This is a genomic window from Nocardioides sp. YIM 152588, assembly GCF_040191335.1.
Lineage (GTDB): Bacteria > Actinomycetota > Actinomycetes > Propionibacteriales > Nocardioidaceae > Nocardioides.
Genome location: NZ_JBEGDJ010000001.1, coordinates 63,142 through 79,049, shown reverse-complemented (window position 1 = coordinate 79,049; position 15,908 = coordinate 63,142). Strand labels below are relative to the sequence as shown.

Annotated in this window: 16 protein-coding genes; 8 read left to right on the top strand and 8 right to left on the bottom strand. The window is 72.4% G+C overall.

The genetic code is table 11. The features are described 5' to 3' along the window. Window positions 1-8 precede the first annotated feature (8 nt). The 3 genes from ABLM29_RS00425 (at window position 9) to map (ending at window position 3,154) form a co-directional block, all read left to right on the top strand. The gene (locus tag ABLM29_RS00425) at window positions 9-1,064 is read left to right on the top strand and encodes a thiolase family protein (RefSeq protein ID WP_349711336.1); all 1,056 of its coding nucleotides are present in this window, start codon (window positions 9-11) and stop codon (window positions 1,062-1,064) included. Continuing rightward, the gene (locus ABLM29_RS00420; protein ID WP_349711334.1) at window positions 1,064-2,224 is read left to right on the top strand and encodes a thiolase family protein; all 1,161 of its coding nucleotides are present in this window, start codon (window positions 1,064-1,066) and stop codon (window positions 2,222-2,224) included. The genes ABLM29_RS00425 and ABLM29_RS00420 overlap by 1 nt, the downstream gene beginning before the upstream one ends. Before the next feature lie 162 nt (window positions 2,225-2,386). Next, window positions 2,387-3,154, top strand: coding sequence for a type I methionyl aminopeptidase (gene map / locus ABLM29_RS00415; RefSeq protein ID WP_349711332.1), 768 nt, complete (start codon window positions 2,387-2,389; stop codon window positions 3,152-3,154). Between the two features lie 96 nt (window positions 3,155-3,250). On the opposite strand, the gene ABLM29_RS00410 is transcribed toward map, so the two are convergent. Continuing rightward, window positions 3,251-4,483, bottom strand: coding sequence for a cytochrome P450 (locus ABLM29_RS00410; protein WP_349711330.1), 1,233 nt, complete (start codon window positions 4,481-4,483; stop codon window positions 3,251-3,253). Between the two features lie 173 nt (window positions 4,484-4,656). On the opposite strand from ABLM29_RS00410, the gene ABLM29_RS00405 reads away from it, so the two are divergent. Next, window positions 4,657-5,820, top strand: a complete 1,164-nt coding sequence (locus ABLM29_RS00405; protein ID WP_349711327.1) for a steroid 3-ketoacyl-CoA thiolase — start codon at window positions 4,657-4,659, stop codon at window positions 5,818-5,820. A gap of 24 nt (window positions 5,821-5,844) precedes the next feature. On the opposite strand, the gene ABLM29_RS00400 is transcribed toward ABLM29_RS00405, so the two are convergent. From ABLM29_RS00400 to ABLM29_RS00370, 7 genes are all read right to left on the bottom strand, one after another. Next, window positions 5,845-7,026, bottom strand: coding sequence for a serine hydrolase domain-containing protein (locus tag ABLM29_RS00400; RefSeq protein ID WP_349711325.1), 1,182 nt, complete (start codon window positions 7,024-7,026; stop codon window positions 5,845-5,847). 46 nt (window positions 7,027-7,072) lie between these two features. Further along, window positions 7,073-8,005 carry an ABC transporter substrate-binding protein gene (locus tag ABLM29_RS00395; protein WP_349711323.1) on the bottom strand — a complete coding sequence of 311 codons (933 nt, stop codon included), beginning with the start codon at window positions 8,003-8,005 and terminating at the stop codon, window positions 7,073-7,075. Next, on the bottom strand, window positions 8,002-8,808 hold the full coding sequence (locus tag ABLM29_RS00390) for an ABC transporter permease (RefSeq protein WP_349711321.1): 807 nt from the start codon (window positions 8,806-8,808) through the stop codon (window positions 8,002-8,004). Before ABLM29_RS00390 ends, ABLM29_RS00395 begins: the two co-directional genes overlap by 4 nt. Beyond that, a complete protein-coding gene (locus tag ABLM29_RS00385) occupies window positions 8,805-9,473 on the bottom strand; it encodes an ABC transporter permease (RefSeq protein WP_349711318.1) in 669 nt (222 codons plus the stop codon). Before ABLM29_RS00385 ends, ABLM29_RS00390 begins: the two co-directional genes overlap by 4 nt. Further along, complete coding sequence (locus ABLM29_RS00380) at window positions 9,470-10,519, bottom strand: ABC transporter ATP-binding protein (protein ID WP_502889126.1); 1,050 nt, start codon at window positions 10,517-10,519, stop codon at window positions 9,470-9,472. Before ABLM29_RS00380 ends, ABLM29_RS00385 begins: the two co-directional genes overlap by 4 nt. 160 nt (window positions 10,520-10,679) lie before the next feature. Then, window positions 10,680-11,561 carry an SDR family oxidoreductase gene (locus ABLM29_RS00375; RefSeq protein WP_349711316.1) on the bottom strand — a complete coding sequence of 294 codons (882 nt, stop codon included), beginning with the start codon at window positions 11,559-11,561 and terminating at the stop codon, window positions 10,680-10,682. Continuing rightward, window positions 11,558-12,343 (bottom strand): SDR family oxidoreductase, encoded by a 786-nt coding sequence (locus tag ABLM29_RS00370; RefSeq protein ID WP_349711314.1) that lies wholly within the window; start codon window positions 12,341-12,343, stop codon window positions 11,558-11,560. Before ABLM29_RS00370 ends, ABLM29_RS00375 begins: the two co-directional genes overlap by 4 nt. A 41-nt stretch (window positions 12,344-12,384) precedes the next feature. Here ABLM29_RS00370 and ABLM29_RS00365 point away from each other — a divergent pair, with 41 nt between their 5' ends. The 4 genes from ABLM29_RS00365 to ABLM29_RS00350 are packed head-to-tail and all read left to right on the top strand — an operon-like array spanning window position 12,385 to window position 15,900. Next, window positions 12,385-13,170: an enoyl-CoA hydratase family protein gene (locus ABLM29_RS00365; protein ID WP_349711313.1), complete on the top strand. Its 786-nt coding sequence runs from the start codon at window positions 12,385-12,387 to the stop codon at window positions 13,168-13,170. After that, entirely contained in the window at window positions 13,167-14,063 is an 897-nt protein-coding gene (locus tag ABLM29_RS00360) for a CoA transferase subunit A (protein ID WP_349711311.1), read from the top strand. The genes ABLM29_RS00365 and ABLM29_RS00360 overlap by 4 nt, the downstream gene beginning before the upstream one ends. Next, window positions 14,060-14,836 carry a CoA-transferase subunit beta gene (locus ABLM29_RS00355; protein WP_349711309.1) on the top strand — a complete coding sequence of 259 codons (777 nt, stop codon included), beginning with the start codon at window positions 14,060-14,062 and terminating at the stop codon, window positions 14,834-14,836. Before ABLM29_RS00360 ends, ABLM29_RS00355 begins: the two co-directional genes overlap by 4 nt. Next, window positions 14,833-15,900 (top strand): NAD(P)H-dependent flavin oxidoreductase, encoded by a 1,068-nt coding sequence (locus tag ABLM29_RS00350; RefSeq protein ID WP_349711308.1) that lies wholly within the window; start codon window positions 14,833-14,835, stop codon window positions 15,898-15,900. Before ABLM29_RS00355 ends, ABLM29_RS00350 begins: the two co-directional genes overlap by 4 nt. Window positions 15,901-15,908 lie beyond the last annotated feature (8 nt).

Below are 15,908 nucleotides of genomic sequence, written 5' to 3'. Positions count from 1 at the left end.
AGGAAGAGATGCGTGACGTCGCCGTCGTCGGGTTCGCCCAGCGACAGATGCAGGACTACGACGGGTCGCCCCAGTGCGCGGAGCTGCTCGTCCCCCTCTTCGCCGAGTGCTACGAGCAGACCGGCTGGTCGAGGAAGGACATCGGCTTCTGGTGCTCCGGTTCCTCGGACTACCTGGCCGGCCGCTCCTTCTCCTTCGTGAGCGCGATCGACGCGATCGGCGTGCTGCCGCCGGTCAACGAGTCCCACGTCGAGATGGACGCCGCCTGGGCGCTCTACGAGGCGTGGCTGAAGATCCAGACCGGCGAGGTCGACACCGCCCTCGTGTTCGGCTTCGGCAAGTCCTCGGCGGGCGTCCTCCGCCGCACCCTGGCGCTGCAGCTCGATCCGTACACGATGACCCCGCTGTGGCCCGACACCGTGTCGATCGCCGCGCTCCAGGCGCGACTCGGCATCGACGCCGGCCTGTGGGACGAGGCCGCGATGGCCGAGGTGGTCGACCGGTCGCTGACCGACGCGGAGAAGAACGAGTACGCCGTGAGGTCCGGCGGATCCTCCGTCGAGGACCTGCTGGCGCGGCCGATGTACGCCGACCCGCTGCGCAAGCACGACGCGGCGCCCGTCACCGACGGCGCGGCGGCGATCGTCCTGGCCGCGGGCGACCGGGCCCGCGACGTACGCGACCGACCGGCGTGGATCGCCGGCCTGGCCCACAACGCCGACGGGCTGCACCTCGGCACGCGCGACCTGACCCGCTCGGGCTCGGCCGAGCGGGCGGCTGCCGCGGCCGGCGGAGCGGCCGGCGTCGACGTGGCCGAGCTGCACGCGCCGTTCAGCCACCAGGAGCTGATCCTCCGCACGGCGCTCGGCCTCGGCGACGAGACCCGGGTCAACCCCTCGGGCGGTGCCCTGGCCGGGAACCCGATGTTCACCGGCGGCGCCATCCGAATCGGCGAGGCGGCGCGCCGGATCTGGGACGGAACCGCGGACCGCGCGCTCGGCCACGCGACCAGCGGGCCGGCGCTCCAGCAGAACCTGGTGTGCGTGATGGAGGGACGGAACTGATGGGCAAGATGCCGGCCGCTGTGATCGGGGTGGGGCAGACCCACCACCGGGCCAAGCGCGAGGACGTGTCGATGGCCGGGCTGTGCCGCGAGGCGATGGACCGCGCCCTGGCCGACGCGGGGATGACGCTGGACGAGGTCGACGCGATCGTCGTCGGCAAGGCCCCCGACCTGTTCGAGGGCGTGATGATGCCCGAGCTGTACCTGGCCGAGGCGCTGGGCGCCGCGGGCAAGCCGCTGCTGCGGGTGCACACCGCCGGATCGGTCGGCGGCTCGACCGCGATCGTGGCCGCCTCCCTGGTGCAGGCCGGCGTGCACGAGAAGGTGCTGACGGTCGCCTTCGAGAAGCAGTCGGAGTCGAACGCGATGTGGGCGCTGTCGGTGCCGGTGCCGTTCGTGATGCCGGTGCACGCCGGCGCCGGCGGCTACTTCGCCCCCCACGTGCGCTCCTACATCCGCCGCTCGGGCGCGCCGACGCACATCGGCGCGATCGTGGCGGCCAAGGACCGCACCAACGCGCTGCGGAACCCCTACGCGCACCTGCGCGAGGAGAAGACCGTGGAGCAGGTGCTGGCCTCGCAGATGCTCTGGGACCCGATCCGCTACGAGGAGACCTGTCCGTCCTCCGACGGGGCCTGCGCCCTGGTGATCGTCGCCGAGGACGTGGCGAAGGCCTCCCCCAACCCCGCCTGGATCCACGGCACCGTGATGCGCTCGGAGCCGACCACGGCGGCCGAGCGCGACCAGGTGAACCCGCAGGCGGGGCGCGACGCCGCGGCCGCGCTGTGGAAGCAGGCGGGGATCACCAGCCCGATCGACGAGATCGACGCGGCGGAGATCTACGTGCCGTTCTCCTGGTTCGAGCCGATGTGGCTGGAGAACCTCGGCTTCGCGGCCGAGGGCGAGGGCTGGAAGCTGACCGAGGCCGGCGAGACGGCCCTCGGCGGGCGGATCCCGGTCAACTGCTCCGGTGGCGTGCTCTCCTCCAACCCGATCGGCGCCTCCGGGATGCTCCGCTTCGGCGAGGCCGCCCTCCAGGTGCGCGGCGCCGCGGGCGAGCACCAGGTCGACGGCGTACGGCGCGCGCTCGGTCACGCCTACGGCGGAGGGTCGCAGTTCTTCTCGATGTGGGTGGTCGGCGCGGAGAAGCCCACCAACTAGCACCGGTGGTTGAGGTGCGAGCGAAGCGAGCCTCGAAACCACCGCCGCCGAGACGCCTTGGTTTCGAGGCTCGGCGCCGGGGCGCCTCGCACCTCAACCGGCGGCGCAGTCCGCGACTCGGCGATCGGGCCGGTGGGCCGGGGTGCCCGTAGACTCGGGCGCGTGATCGAACTGCGCACCCCGAACCAGATCGAGCAGATGCGACCGGCGGGTCGCTTCGTCGCCTCCGTCATCTCCGCGCTGAAGGAGAAGGCGGCCGTCGGGGTGAACCTGCTCGAGCTCGACGAGCTGGCGCACCGGATGATCAAGGACGCGGGCGCGGAGTCGTGCTACATCGACTACCACCCGTCCTTCGGCGCCCGTCCGTTCGGCAAGGTGCTGTGCACCTCGGTCAACGACGCGGTGCTGCACGGCCTGCCCTTCGACTACACGCTCGCCGACGGCGACCTGCTCTCGGTCGACTTCGCGGCCGCCGTCGACGGCTGGGTCTCGGACTCGGCCCTCTCGGTGATCGTCGGCACCCCGCGCCCCGAGGACGAGGCGCTCATCGCCACCACCCAGCGGGCGCTGGACGCCGGCATCGCCGCCGCGCGCGCCGGCAACCGGCTGGGCGACATCTCGCACGCGATCGGCTCGGTCGCGGCCGAGGCTGACCTCAAGGTCAACCTGCAGTTCGGCGGCCACGGCGTCGGCCGGACCATGCACGGCGAGCCGCACGTGCCCAACGACGGGCGCGCGGGGCGCGGGCTCAAGCTCAAGCCGGGCCTCGTCATCGCCATCGAGCCCTGGTTCCTGCACACCACCGACGAGATCACCTTCGACCCGGACGGCTGGACGATCCGCTCCGCCGACGGCTCGCGCGGCGCGCACGTCGAGCACACGGTCGCCATCACCTCGGGCGACCCGATCGTGCTCACCGCCCGCGACTGAGAAGCGCCGCGGCACGACCCCCGGACACCTCGATGGCCCGGTCCCTGGTGGGACCGGGCCATCGCTGCACCCGAGACGTCGGTGGGGGTGATCAGGTCACTTGTAGTTGACCTGCATCTCCTTGATCGCGTTCAGCCAGCCGGAGCGAAGGCGCTTCGGCTCGCCGGCCAGGCTGATGCCCGGCGCGAGGTCGGCGAGCGCGTCGAAGATCAGCTTGACCTCCATCCGGGCCAGGTTGGCGCCGATGCAGTAGTGGGCACCGTGGCCGCCGAACGCGACGTGCGGGTTCGGGTCCCGCAGGATGTTGAACGTGAACGGGTCCTCGAAGACGTTCTCGTCGAAGTTGGCGGAGGCGTAGAAGAGACCGACCCGGTCGCCCTTCGCGATCGGCTGGCCACCGAGCACGGTGTCCTGCTTGGCGGTCCGCTGGAAGACCGTCACCGGCGTCGCCCAGCGGATGACCTCGTCGACCATGGTCTCCGGCCGCTCGTTCTTCCACAGCTCCCACTGCTCGGGGTTCTGGAGGAAGGCGTGCATCCCGTGGCTGATCGCGTTGCGGGTGGTCTCGTTGCCGGCCACGGTCAGCAGGATCACGAAGAAGCCGAACTCGTCGTTGGTCAGCGCGCCGTGGCCGTCGTCGCCGACGTGGATCAGCTTCGTGACGATGTCGTCGCGGGGGTCCTCGCGGCGCAGGTTCGCCAGCTGGTCGAAGTAGGCCAGGATCTCCATCGAGGCGATCGCCGGGTCGACGTCGAAGTCCGGGTCGTCGTAGGCCATCATCTGGTTGGACCACTCGAAGAGCTTCTTGCGGTCCTCCTGGGGGACGCCCAGGAAGTCGGCGATCGCCTGCAGCGGCAGCTCGGCGGCGAGGTCCTCGACGAAGTCGCCGGACCCCTGGGCCACGGCCTCCTCGACGATCTTGTAGGCCCGGTCGCGCAGGTTCTCCTTGAGGGTGGCGATCGCCCGCGGGGTGAAGCCGCGGGAGACGATGCCGCGCATCTTGGTGTGGCTCGGCGGGTCGTGGTGGATCAGCATCGCCCGCTGCACCTCGACCTGGTCACGGGTCATGTCCGGCCCGAACCGGATGATCACGCCGTTCTCCGCGGTCGACCAGTTCTCGTTGTCCTTGGAGACCTCGCGCACCTCCTGGTGGCGGCTGCAGGCCCAGTAGCCGGTGTCGAGGAAGCCGGCCCGAGCCTCGGGGACCTGCTCGACCCAGTGGATGGGCTCGTTCCTTCGCAGCGACGTGAACTCGTCGTGGGGCAGGGCGACGGCGTTGATGTCGGGATCCGTCGGGTCCCAGCCCTCCGGCAGCAGCAGATCGGTCACGTGCAGAAGCCTCTCGTCTCGGTCATCGCGGGAGCGCGATCACGTGTGGCGCGCGCCACATAGAACACGTTCTCAGCAACACTACAGACCATCCTTGCAATACGAAAGCCTTTCATTGCGAGTGGCGGGATCAAAAAGAGAACGTGTTCTAGTTCAGTGGTAGATTGCGCGGCATGGGCACCCCCGTCATCGTCGAAGCCGTCCGCACCCCCCTCGGCAAGCGCCGCGGGCACCTGGCGGGCATCCACCCCGCGAACCTCCTCGGGTTCGCGCAGTCCGAGGTCCTGCGCCGCGCCGGCGTCGACCCCGACCTGGTCGAGCAGGTGATCGGTGGCATCGTCACCCAGGCCGGCGAGCAGTCCAACGACACGGTGCGCCGCGCCTGGCTGCACGCCGGACTCGCCCAGCACACGGGAGGCACCACCCTGGATGCGCAGTGCGGATCGGGGCAGCAGGCCACCCACCTCATCAACGACCTCGTCGCCGCCGGCACGATCGACGTCGGCGTCTCCTGCGGCGTCGAGTCGATGTCGCGGATCCCGCTCGGCGCCAACGTCCCGGCCGGCCTGGGCGATCCCCGCCCGGAGGACTGGACGATCGACATGCCGAACCAGTTCGAGGCCGCGGACCGGATCGCCCGCAACCGGGGACTGAGCCGCGCGGACCTGGAGGCGTTCGGCGCCGCGTCCCAGGCCAAGGCGAAGGTCGCGGTCGAGGAGGGCCGGTTCAAGCGGGAGATCGCACCGGTCGAGGCCCCCGTGCTCGACGAGGAGGGCAAGCCGACCGGCGAGACCCGGATCGTCGACACCGACCAGGGCCTGCGCGAGACCACGGTCGAGGGGCTCGCCGGCCTGCGGACCGTGCTGGAGGGCGGGCTGCACACCGCCGGCACCTCCTCGCAGATCTCCGACGGCGCCGCCGCGCTGCTGATCATGGACGAGGAGAAGGCGCGGGCGCTCGGCCTCACCCCGCGCGCCCGGATCCGTAGCCACTGCCTGGTCGGCTCCGACCCGTACTTCCACCTCGACGGCCCGATCGACGCCACCCAGCGGATCCTGGACCGCACCGGGATGAGCATCGGCGACTTCGATCTCTTCGAGGTCAACGAGGCGTTCGCCTCCGTGGTCCTCTCCTGGGCCGGCGCTCACGCGGTCGACCTGGACAGGGTCAACGTGAACGGCGGCGCGATCGCCCTCGGTCACCCCGTCGGCGCCACCGGTGTCCGCCTCATCACCACGGCACTGCACGAGCTCGAGCGCCGCGACGCCACGACCGCGCTGGTGTCGATGTGCGCCGGCGGCGCGATGGCCACCGGCACCGTGATCGAGCGGATCTGACCCGCAGCCGGCGACGCGCGGTGGTCAGCGGCGCAGCGCCTCGGTGACCACCCGCGCGGCGTCGCGCACCGAGTACTCAGCGGCGCCCCGCGGTCGCGGGGCGCCGAGCCGAACCACGATCGTTCCGCTGTCCGGGTCGACCAGCACGACCTGGCCGCCGAAGCCGAGCGCTGCGAACATCTCCTCCGGCGCCCCCGGCACCAGCTGATCCTCGCCGGCCACGCCGGGCGGCAGCCCCGGGTTCGCTGCGTCCAGCGGCCGGCGCACGGTGCCCTCCTGGTTGAGCCACCACAGCAGGCCGTACGCCGCGTTCAGGTCCTGCGACGGCTGCCCGACCGCGGCACGCACCCAGCTGGCCGGGACCACCTGCCGGCCCTCCCAGCCCCCCCGCTGCAGGAAGAGCCGACCGAACCGCTCGAGGTCCCGGCAGGTCGACTGCATGCCGAAGAAGACCTGGTCGGCGCGGCCGCTCGCATCCGAGGTCATCCGGGTCTCGGTCATGCCGAGGGGGCCGAACAGCCGCTCCGCGGCGTACGACGCCGGGTCGCTGCCGGTCGCGCTGCGCAGCACCCGGTCCAGCGTCTGGATGGCGGCGTTGTTGTAGGCCCACACCGTGCCGGGCGGCGCGTCCTGGCCGAGCCCGACGGCGTAGGCGGTGCGGTCGTCGGCCCCGAGCAGCCCGGCGTAGTCGGTCTCGACGCTCCACTCCCGCCCGCTGTCGTTGCTGAGCAGGTCGCGGACCGTCACCCCCGCCGAGGCCGTGCCGCGCCACTGCGGGATGTACCGGGCGGCCGGGGCGTCGAGCGAGAGGTCGCCGTCTGCCTGCGCGATGCCGACCAGCGTGCTGGTCACCGACTTGGTGACCGAGTAGACCTCCTGGGGGCGGTCGGCGGAGCCGCCGCGCCAGTACCACTCCCCCGCGACGACGCCGTTGCGGGAGACGAGGAGGCAGCTGGAGCCGGCGCGGCGAGCGTCCCGCACCAGCCGACGCAGGGCGAGCGGGGCGAAGCCGAGGCGGATCGGCGCGGCCGACCGCACCGGCGCCGGACCGTCGGACGCGGCGCCCGGGGGCGCTGGCGACGTCGCCGTACCCGCCGGAGGCGGCGCCCCGGAGGTCGCCTCGCAGCCGGCGAGCGCGGCCGCCAGCGCCAGGAGCAGCCCGACGAGCAGGCCGGTGACCGGCGCGGTGACGGCCCGGGGACTCATGCGGTGCAGCGTAGGCCCCCGGGCCTCGCGCCGGCCCGGTTCGACGTCAGAGCAGGTCGTGCTCGGCCAGGAAGTCCTTGGCCACCGTGGCCGGGTCGTCCTTGTCGACCTGGACCCGGGCCAGCGCCTCGGTGAGGTTGTCGGTGGTGAGCGCCTCCGAGACGCCGTCGAGCGCCGCCACGACGTCGTCCGTCACCATCTCGGACAGGATCAGCGGAAGGATGTTCTCGGCCAGGAAGAGGTCCTTCGGGTCCTCGAGCACCACCCAGCCGGCGGTGGAGATGTTGGAGTCGGTGGAGAAGATGTTCGCCACGTCGATGTCGCCCTTCTTGAGCGCCTGGACGGTGAGCGGGCCGCCCGCGTCCAGCGGCTTGAACTCCTTGAACTCGACGCCGTAGAGGTCCTCCAGCCCGACCAGTCCCTGGTAACGCTCCTGGAACTCAGGCCCGGCCCCCACGACGAGCTCGCCCGCCACCGGTGCCAGGTCCTCGATGCTGGCCAGGTCGTACTCGTCGGCCGTCGCCTCGGTGACCGTCAGGGTGTCCTTGTCCTCGGCCTCCGACTGGGCCAGGGTCTCGCTGCCCTCGGGCAGCACCTCCTGGAGCGCGTCGTACACGTCGTCGGGCGAGGTGACGCCCTCGGGCGGCGTGCCGCCGGAGAGGTAGGCCAGCAGCGCGCCGTTGTACTCCGGGAGCAGGTTGATGTCGCCGTCCTCGAAGGCGCCCATGTAGACCTCGCGCGAGCCGATGTTGGGCTTGGTCTCCACCGCCACGCCCTTGGCCTCCAGCGCCTGGGCGTACATCTGCATCAGGAGCTCGCTCTCGGGGAAGTTCGCCGAGCCGATGACGATGGCGCCGTCGTCGGCCCCACCGGTGCTCAGCGGGTCGCCGTCGTCCCCGCCGCAGGCGGCGAGCGCGGAGCCGGCGATCAGGAGGCCCGCGAGGAGGGCGAACGGGCGGGTTCCGGTCGTTCGGATCATGGGTGGTGCCTCTCGGTTGGTGGGACGGTGACGGGTTGCTGCGGGTGGGGCTCGGTGTCGGCCTCGGCGGCCTCCGGGGACTCGGAGCCGCCGGCCGGGACCGGCCCGGCGACGGCACCGCGGACCCGGCGGCGCGCGGCGCGTCCGTCGACGCCCGGCGAGACCAGGAGGCGCTGGACGCCCCCGAGCAGCAGGTCCACCAGGACCGCCAGCACGGCGAGCACGATCGCGCCGGCCACCACCCGGGGGTAGTCGCGCAGCGCCAGGCCGTCGAAGAGGAAGCGGCCCAGGCCGCCCAGTCCGACGTAGGCGGCGATGGTGGCCGTCGAGATCACCTGGAGGGTCGCGTTGCGGATCCCTCCCATCACGATCGGCAGCGCGTTCGGGAGCTCCACGCCGAGCAGCACCTGCCGCTCGCTCATCCCGACGCCGCGCGCCGCGTCCACGACCTCCGCCGACACGGCCCGCACACCGGCGAAGGTGGACGTGAGGATCGGCGGCACCGCCAGGATGACCAGCGCGATCGTGACCGGGAGCAGGCCGATGCCGACCAGCGACAGGGCGAGCATCACCACGCCCAGGGTGGGCAGCGCGCGCCCCGCGTTGCCGAGGCTGATCACCGCGAACGAGCCCCGCCCCCAGTGCCCGATCAGCAGCCCGGCGGGGAAGGCGAGGACCAGCGCGACCACGAGCGCGAGGGCGGTGTAGCCGAGGTGCTCGAGGATCCGGTTCGGGAAGCCGGCGGGGTCGCCGAGGGACCAGTGCGCCCCGTCGAATAGGTACGAGAAGGTGTCGGCGTTCATCGCGCCGCCCCCACCCGTGCCCAGGGGGTGGCGAACCGCTGCACCAGGACGAGCGCCGCGTCCGCGACGATCGCCAGGAGCACCGAGAGGACCAGGCCGATGATGATCGGCGGCGCGTAGAAGCCCAGCTGGAAGCCGCGGGTGAAGAGCTGGCCGAGGCTCTGGATGCCCAGCAGCGCGGAGATGCTGACCATGCTGACGTTGGCCACGGTGGCGATCCGTGCGCCGGCGAGGACGACCGGGAGCGCGAGGGGCAGCTCCACGCTCAGCCAGCGGCGCAGCGGACGGTAGCCCATCGCGGTGGCGGCGGCCAGGACGTCCTCGTCGACCGAGCCCAGTCCGTCGGCGGTGGTGCGGACCAGCAGCGCCAGGCTGTAGAGCGTCAGCGCGATCAGCACGTTGACGGGGTCGAGGATGCTGGTGCCGATGAACCCCGGCAGCAGGAGCAGCAGCGCCAGCGACGGGATCGTGTAGACCACGCTGCTCAGGGTCAGCAGCGGGTGACGCGCCCAGCCGAAGCGGTGGACCAGCCAGCCCAGCGGCAGCGAGAGCACCAGCGCGATCGCCACCGGGACCAGCGCCAGCCAGACGTGGGCGACCAGCGCGTCCACGATGTCCTCGTGGTTGAGCTCGACGTAGTCGACGATGTCGCTGCCCAGGCTCATCCGGGTCCGCCGTCCCCGAGCAGCGCCACCTGGTGCTCGCGGATGTGGGTCGCGAGGTCCTCGTGCGGCACCAGGCCGTCGGCGCGGCCGCGGTCGTCGACCCGCACGGCCGCGCTCGCGGGCGAGAGGATCGCCAGGTCGGCCACCCTCCGCACGGTGTCGCCGTCCGAGAAGGTGCCGCCGAGCGGCAGGTCGCCGCCCGGACCGCGCCAGGCGACCGGGCGGCCCTCGGCGTCGACGACGAGCACCAGACCGGCGACGGCGGTCGAGATCGGGCGCACCGGCACGTCCCCCGCCGCGACGAAGGAGAGCCCGCGGTAGCCGCGGTCGCGTCCGACGAAGCCGCGCACGAAGTCGTCGGCCGGTCGGGCGAGCAGCTCCTCGGGCTCGTCGAACTGGGCGATCCGGCCGCCGTCGGCGAAGACGGCCACCCGGTCGCCGACCTTGATCGCCTCGTCGATGTCGTGGGTGACCATCACGATCGTCTTGTCCAGCGCCGCCTGGAGTCGCAGCAGCTCGGCCTGGAGCTCGGCGCGGACGACCGGGTCGACCGCCGAGAAGGGCTCGTCCATCAGCAGGATCGGCGGGTCCGCCGCCAGCGCCCGCGCCACCCCGACCCGCTGCTGCTGGCCGCCGGAGAGCTGGGCCGGGTAGCGGTCCCCCATCTGGGCGGTGAGGCCCACACGCTCCAGCAGCTCGTACGCCGCCGCGCGGGCCGTGCGGCGCGGCACCCCGGACAGCACGGGCACGGTGGCCACGTTGTCGACCACGGTCCGGTGCGGGAAGAGCCCGGCGTGCTGGATCACGTAGCCGATCGACCGGCGCAGCCTCGCCGGCGGCTGCGCCGTCACGTCGTCGCCGTCGATCAGGATCCGGCCCTCGGTGGGGTCGATCATCCGGTTGATCATCCGCAGCGACGTCGTCTTGCCGCAGCCGGAGGGGCCGACGAACACCGTGATACCGCGACTCGGGACGGTGAGCGACAGGCCGTCGACCGCGCGGGTCCCGTCCGGGTAGCGCTTGGTGACGTTCTCGAACTCGATCACCTTCGGAGCCTCCGGTCGATCGGGGTCAGCGCGGGCGGCAGGCGCCCCCTGACGGGCACCCGGTCTGACGTCCACCTTGGCACAACCCGGATTTCACGCGCGCGACTTCTCCGGGCCGTCATCGGGACGCGACGACGGCCCGGGGCCTCCCGCGCGCGGGTCAGGCCCCGTAGACCGGCTCCGGCGCGGGCGAGCCGGCGAGCAGCTTGCGCAGGGCGGGCCCGACCTCGAGCGCGTCCCAGCGCTGGCCGCGGTCCTCGGCGGCGGCGTGGCGCCAGCCGCTCTCCACGGTCAGCCGGCTGCCGTCGATCTCGACGACCCGGCCGGTCACGTCACCGGCCTCCTCGGAGGCGAGCCAGGCGACGATCGGCGAGTTGTCCTCCGGCAGCGCCATCGCGGAGGTGTCGAACGCGCCCTCGGTCATCCGCGTGCGGGCCACCGGCGCGATGGCGTTCACCGTGACGCCGTACCGGCCCATCTCCTGGGCCGCCACCAGGGTGAGCCCGGCGATCCCGGCCTTGGCCGCCGAGTAGGTGGCCTGCCCGACCGAGCCCTGGAGGCCGGCGCCGGAGGAGGTGTTGATCACCCGGGCGGCGCGCTGGCGCCCCTCCTTGGCCTCGGCCCGCCAGTAGGCGCCGGCGTGGCGCAGCGGGGCGAAGTGGCCCTTGAGGTGCACCCGGATCACCGCGTCCCACTCCTCCTCGGAGGTGTTGACCAGCATCCGGTCGCGCACGAACCCCGCGTTGTTGACGAGGATGTCGAGCCCGCCGAAGGTCTCGATCGCCTGGCGGACCATCGCCTCGGCGGCGCCGAAGTCGGCGACGTCGGCGCCGTTGACCACGGCCTCGCCGCCCATCCCCTCGATCTCGGAGACCACGTCGTGCGCGGGGGTCTCGGTGCTGTCCTCCCCGGCCAGGGTGACGCCGTAGTCGTTGACGACCACCTTCGCCCCGTGCCGCGCGAGCTCCAGCGCGTGCGCGCGGCCGATGCCCCGTCCGGCGCCGGTCACGATCGCGACGCGCCCCTCCAGCAGTCTGCTCACTTCTTCTCCTCCGGGTGGTGGGTCGTGGCCCCTTGGGCGATGTGCAGGAAGACCGGCATCTCCCCGCCGCCGTGGCAGGCGACGCGGGCGCCGGAGACGTAGGAGGCCAGGTCGCTGCCGAGGAAGGCGGCGACCCGACCGATCTCGGCGACGTCCGCCATCCGGCGGGCCGGGATGGTGGCCTCGATCGCGGCGACGGTCTCGTCGCCGCCGTAGTGGTCGGCTGTGTCGGCGGTGCGCACCAGTCCGACGTCGATGGCGTTGACGCGGACCGCCGGTCCCCACTCCTGCGCCAGGGACGTGGTCAGCGCGTCCACCCCCGCCTTCGCGGCGCCGTAGGCGGCGGTGCCGGGCGAGGGGCGTGCGGCCGAGACCGACGAGATGTTGACGATCGACCCGCCCCCCGGCTGCGCCTGCATCACCCGGTTCGCGGCCTGGCTGACCAGGAGCGCCGCCTGGAGGTTGAGGCCGATCACCTTGTCGTGGAAGCGGGGCGAGGCGTCCGCCGCCATCGCGTACGGCGCCCCGCCGGCGTTGTTCACCACCAGGTCGAGGCTGCCGAGGTCGTCGACGATCCCGCTCACCAGGACGGCGACGGAGTCGGGGTCGCGGACGTCGCAGATCCGGTGCTGGGCGCCGGCCGGCGGGTCCGCCTCCGAGCGGCCGCAGGTGACGACGGTGGCACCGGCCTCGAGCAGCACCTCGGTGATCCCGCGGCCGATGCCGCGGGCCCCCCCGGTGACCAGGGCGACGCGCCCGTCCAGGTCGATCGTGAGAGCCATGCTCGTACCCTACCAAGCAAATGCTTGGTAGGCTCCCCGCCATGAGCATCAGCAGCGAGCTGCGCGACGACGGCGTCCGCGTGATCACGATGAATGCGCCACCGGTCAACGCCCTGACCGTGCAGGGCTGGTTCGACGTCGCCGCCGCCCTCGACGCGGCCGGAGCGGACCCCGCGACGAAGGTCGTGGTGCTCCGCGCGGAGGGCAAGGGCTTCAACGCCGGCGTCGACATCAAGGAGATGCAGCACTCATCCGGCTTCGACGCGCTGATCGGCGCCAACAAGGGCTGCTACGCCGCGTTCAAGGCGGTCTACGAGTGCGCGGTGCCGGTGGTGGCGGCGGTCAACGGGTTCTGCGTCGGCGGCGGAGTCGGCCTGGTCGGCAACGCCGACATCGTGGTCGCCAGCGACGACGCCTTCTTCGGTGTCCCCGAGGTCAACCAGGGCGCCCTCGGCGCGGCCACGCACATGGCCCGCCTGGTCCCGCAGCACATGATGCGCACCCTCTACTTCACCGCGCGCACGATCCCCGCCGCCGACCTCGTGCAGTTCGGCTCGGTCCTGGAGGTCGTCCCGCGCGAGGATCTCCTCGACGCCGCCCTGCGGGTCGCCGGCGAGGTCGCCACCAAGGACACCCGGGTGATCCGCGCCGCCAAGGAGGCGCTCAACGGGATCGACCCGATCGACGTCAACAAGTCCTACCGCTGGGAGCAGGGGTTCACCTTCGAGCTGAACCTGATGGGCGTCAGCGACGAGCTGCGCGACGAGTTCGCCGGCACCAGCAAGAGCAACGGCACGAGCCAGACCGGCAGCAAGGAGAGCAAGTGAGCCGCAAGCCGCGCGACAAGCGGACGAGCATCGACGAGGTGATCGGGTCCCTCGAGAGCGGGATGACGATCGGCATCGGCGGCTGGGGTCCGCGACGCAAGCCGATGGCGCTGGTCCGGGCGCTCTACAACTCCGACCTCACCGACCTCACCGTCGTCTCCTGGGGCGGCGCCGACGTCGGCCTGCTCGCCCGGGCCGGCAAGATCCGCAGGCTGGTCTACGCGTTCGTCTCGCTCGACTCGGTCCCGCTGGAGCCGAACTTCCAGCGCGCCCGCCAGACCAAGGCCATCCCCGAGGTCGTCGAGCTCGACGAGGGCATGTTCCAGACCGGCCTGCGCGCCGCGGCCCAGCGGCTGCCGTTCCTGCCGATGCGCGCCGGGCTCGGCTCCGACGTGATGGTCAACAACCCCTGGCTGGCCACGGTGGCCAGCCCCTACCCCGACGCCGACGGCGTGCGGGAGGAGCTCGTCGCGGTGCCGGCGCTGAAGCTCGACGTCGCGCTGATCCACCTCAACCGGGCCGACGAGCACGGCAACGCGACGTACCTGGGCCCGGACCCGTACTTCGACGACCTCTTCGCGATGGCCGCCGACCGCACCTACCTCAGCGTGGAGCAGGTGGTCGACACCGCCGGGCTGACCGTGGACACGCCCGTCCAGCGGCTGCTCGTCAGCCGGATGATGGTCGACGGCGTCGTCGAGACGCCGAACGGCGCCCACTTCACCACCTGCACGCCCGACTACGAGCGGGACGAGCGGTTCCAGAAGGCGTACGCGGCCGCGGCCGGCGGGACCGACGAGGAGTGGCAGGCGTTCCACGACCGGTTCCTGGCCGGCGACGAGGCGTCCTACCAGGCAGCAGTGACCGCGTTCGCCGAGGAGGCCAAGAAGTGACCAGCACCGTGACCCGCGCCGACGTGTGCGCCGCCGCCATCGCCGACGCGTTCGCCGACGACGGCGAGATCTTCGCCAGCCCGATGGGCATGCTGCCGATGCTCGGGGTGCGGCTGGCCAAGCTCACCTCGAACCCGGACCTGGTGATCTCCGACGGCGAGTCGCTCTTCCTGGCGGGCGTGCCGCCGCTGTTCGCCAAGGGCGACGTCGTCGAGGGCTGGATCCCGTTCCGCAAGGTCTTCGACGTGGTCGCCTACGGCAAGCGCCACGTGATGATGGGCGCCACCCAGGTCGACCGCGAGGGCAACCAGAACATCTCCGCGATCGGCGACTTCGCCCAGCCCAAGCGCCAGCTCCTCGGCTCGCGCGGAGCCCCCGGCAACACGGTCAACAACCGCACCTCGTACTGGGTGCCCCGCCACTCCCCCCGCGTCTTCGTCGAGCAGGTCGACATCGTCTCCGGCGTCGGCCCGCGTCGCGCGGCGGCCGCGGGACCGGCGGCGGCCAAGTACAACGACATCCACCGGATCGTCTCCAACCTCGGCGTCTTCGACCTGACCGGCGCCGGCGGAACGATGCGGCTGCGCAGCATCCACCCCGGGGTCGCGCTCGACGAGGTGATCGAGTCGACCGGGTTCGCCCTGGAGCTGCCCGCGGAGGTGCCGACCACCCGGGAACCCACGATGGAGGAGCAGATCATCATCCGCGAGGTCCTCGACCCCAAGGGACTCCGGTTCCGCGAGGTGCCCGAGCCCGAGGCGGCTCACCAGTGATCGGCCAGCTGCTGCGGACCCCGCTCACCGACCTCGTCGGCGTGCGGCACCCGGTCGTCCAGACCGGCATGGGCTGGGTCTCGGGCCCCCGGCTGGTCTCCGGCACCGCGAACGCCGGCGGGCTGGGCATCCTCGCGTCGGCGACGATGACCTTCGAGGAGCTCGAGAAGGCGATCGTCGAGGTCAAGAACCGCACGGAGGCGCCGTTCGGGGTCAACCTGCGCGCCGACGCCGGCGACGCCGCGGCGCGCTGCGACCTCCTCATCGAGTACGGCGTCAAGGTCGCCTCGTTCGCGCTGGCACCCAAGCCGGAGCTGATCGCCAGGCTCAAGGAGCACGACGTCGTCGTGATGCCCTCGATCGGCGCGGCCAAGCACGCCAAGAAGGTCGCCGCCTGGGGCGCGGACGCGGTCATGGTCCAGGGCGGCGAGGGCGGCGGCCACACCGGCCCCGTGCCGACCACGCTGCTGCTGCCGACGGTGCTCGACGCGGTCGACATCCCGGTCGTGGCCGCGGGCGGCTTCTTCGACGGGCGCGGGCTGGCCGCGGCGCTGTCCTACGGCGCCGCCGGCGTCGGCATGGGGACCCGGTTCCTGCTCACCCGCGACAGCGCCGTGCCGGACGCCGTCAAGGAGCTCTACCTCGAGCGCGGCCTCACCGACACGGTCGTCACCGCCAAGGTCGACGGGATGCCGCACCGGATGCTGCGCACCGACCTGGTGGCGGAGCTGGAGGAGACCGGCGCGGTGCGCCGGATGGGACCGACGATGCGCCGCACCCTGGCCTTCAAGCGCGAGTCCGGGATGACCTGGCCGCAGCTGCTCAAGGACGGCCGCGCGATGCGCAAGCAGCAGGGCCGCACCCTGGGCCAGATGGCGCTGGCCGCGAACACGCCGATGATGCTCAAGGCCGGACTCGTCGAGGGCGACACGTCCGCCGGCGTACTGGCCAGCGGGCAGGTGGTCGGCGTGATCGACGACCTGCCCAGCTGCGAAGAGCTGATCGACCGGATCGTCACACGCGCCGCCGACGAGCTGCGGCGCGCCGCCGGCTGCGTGCTGTGACCGTGTTC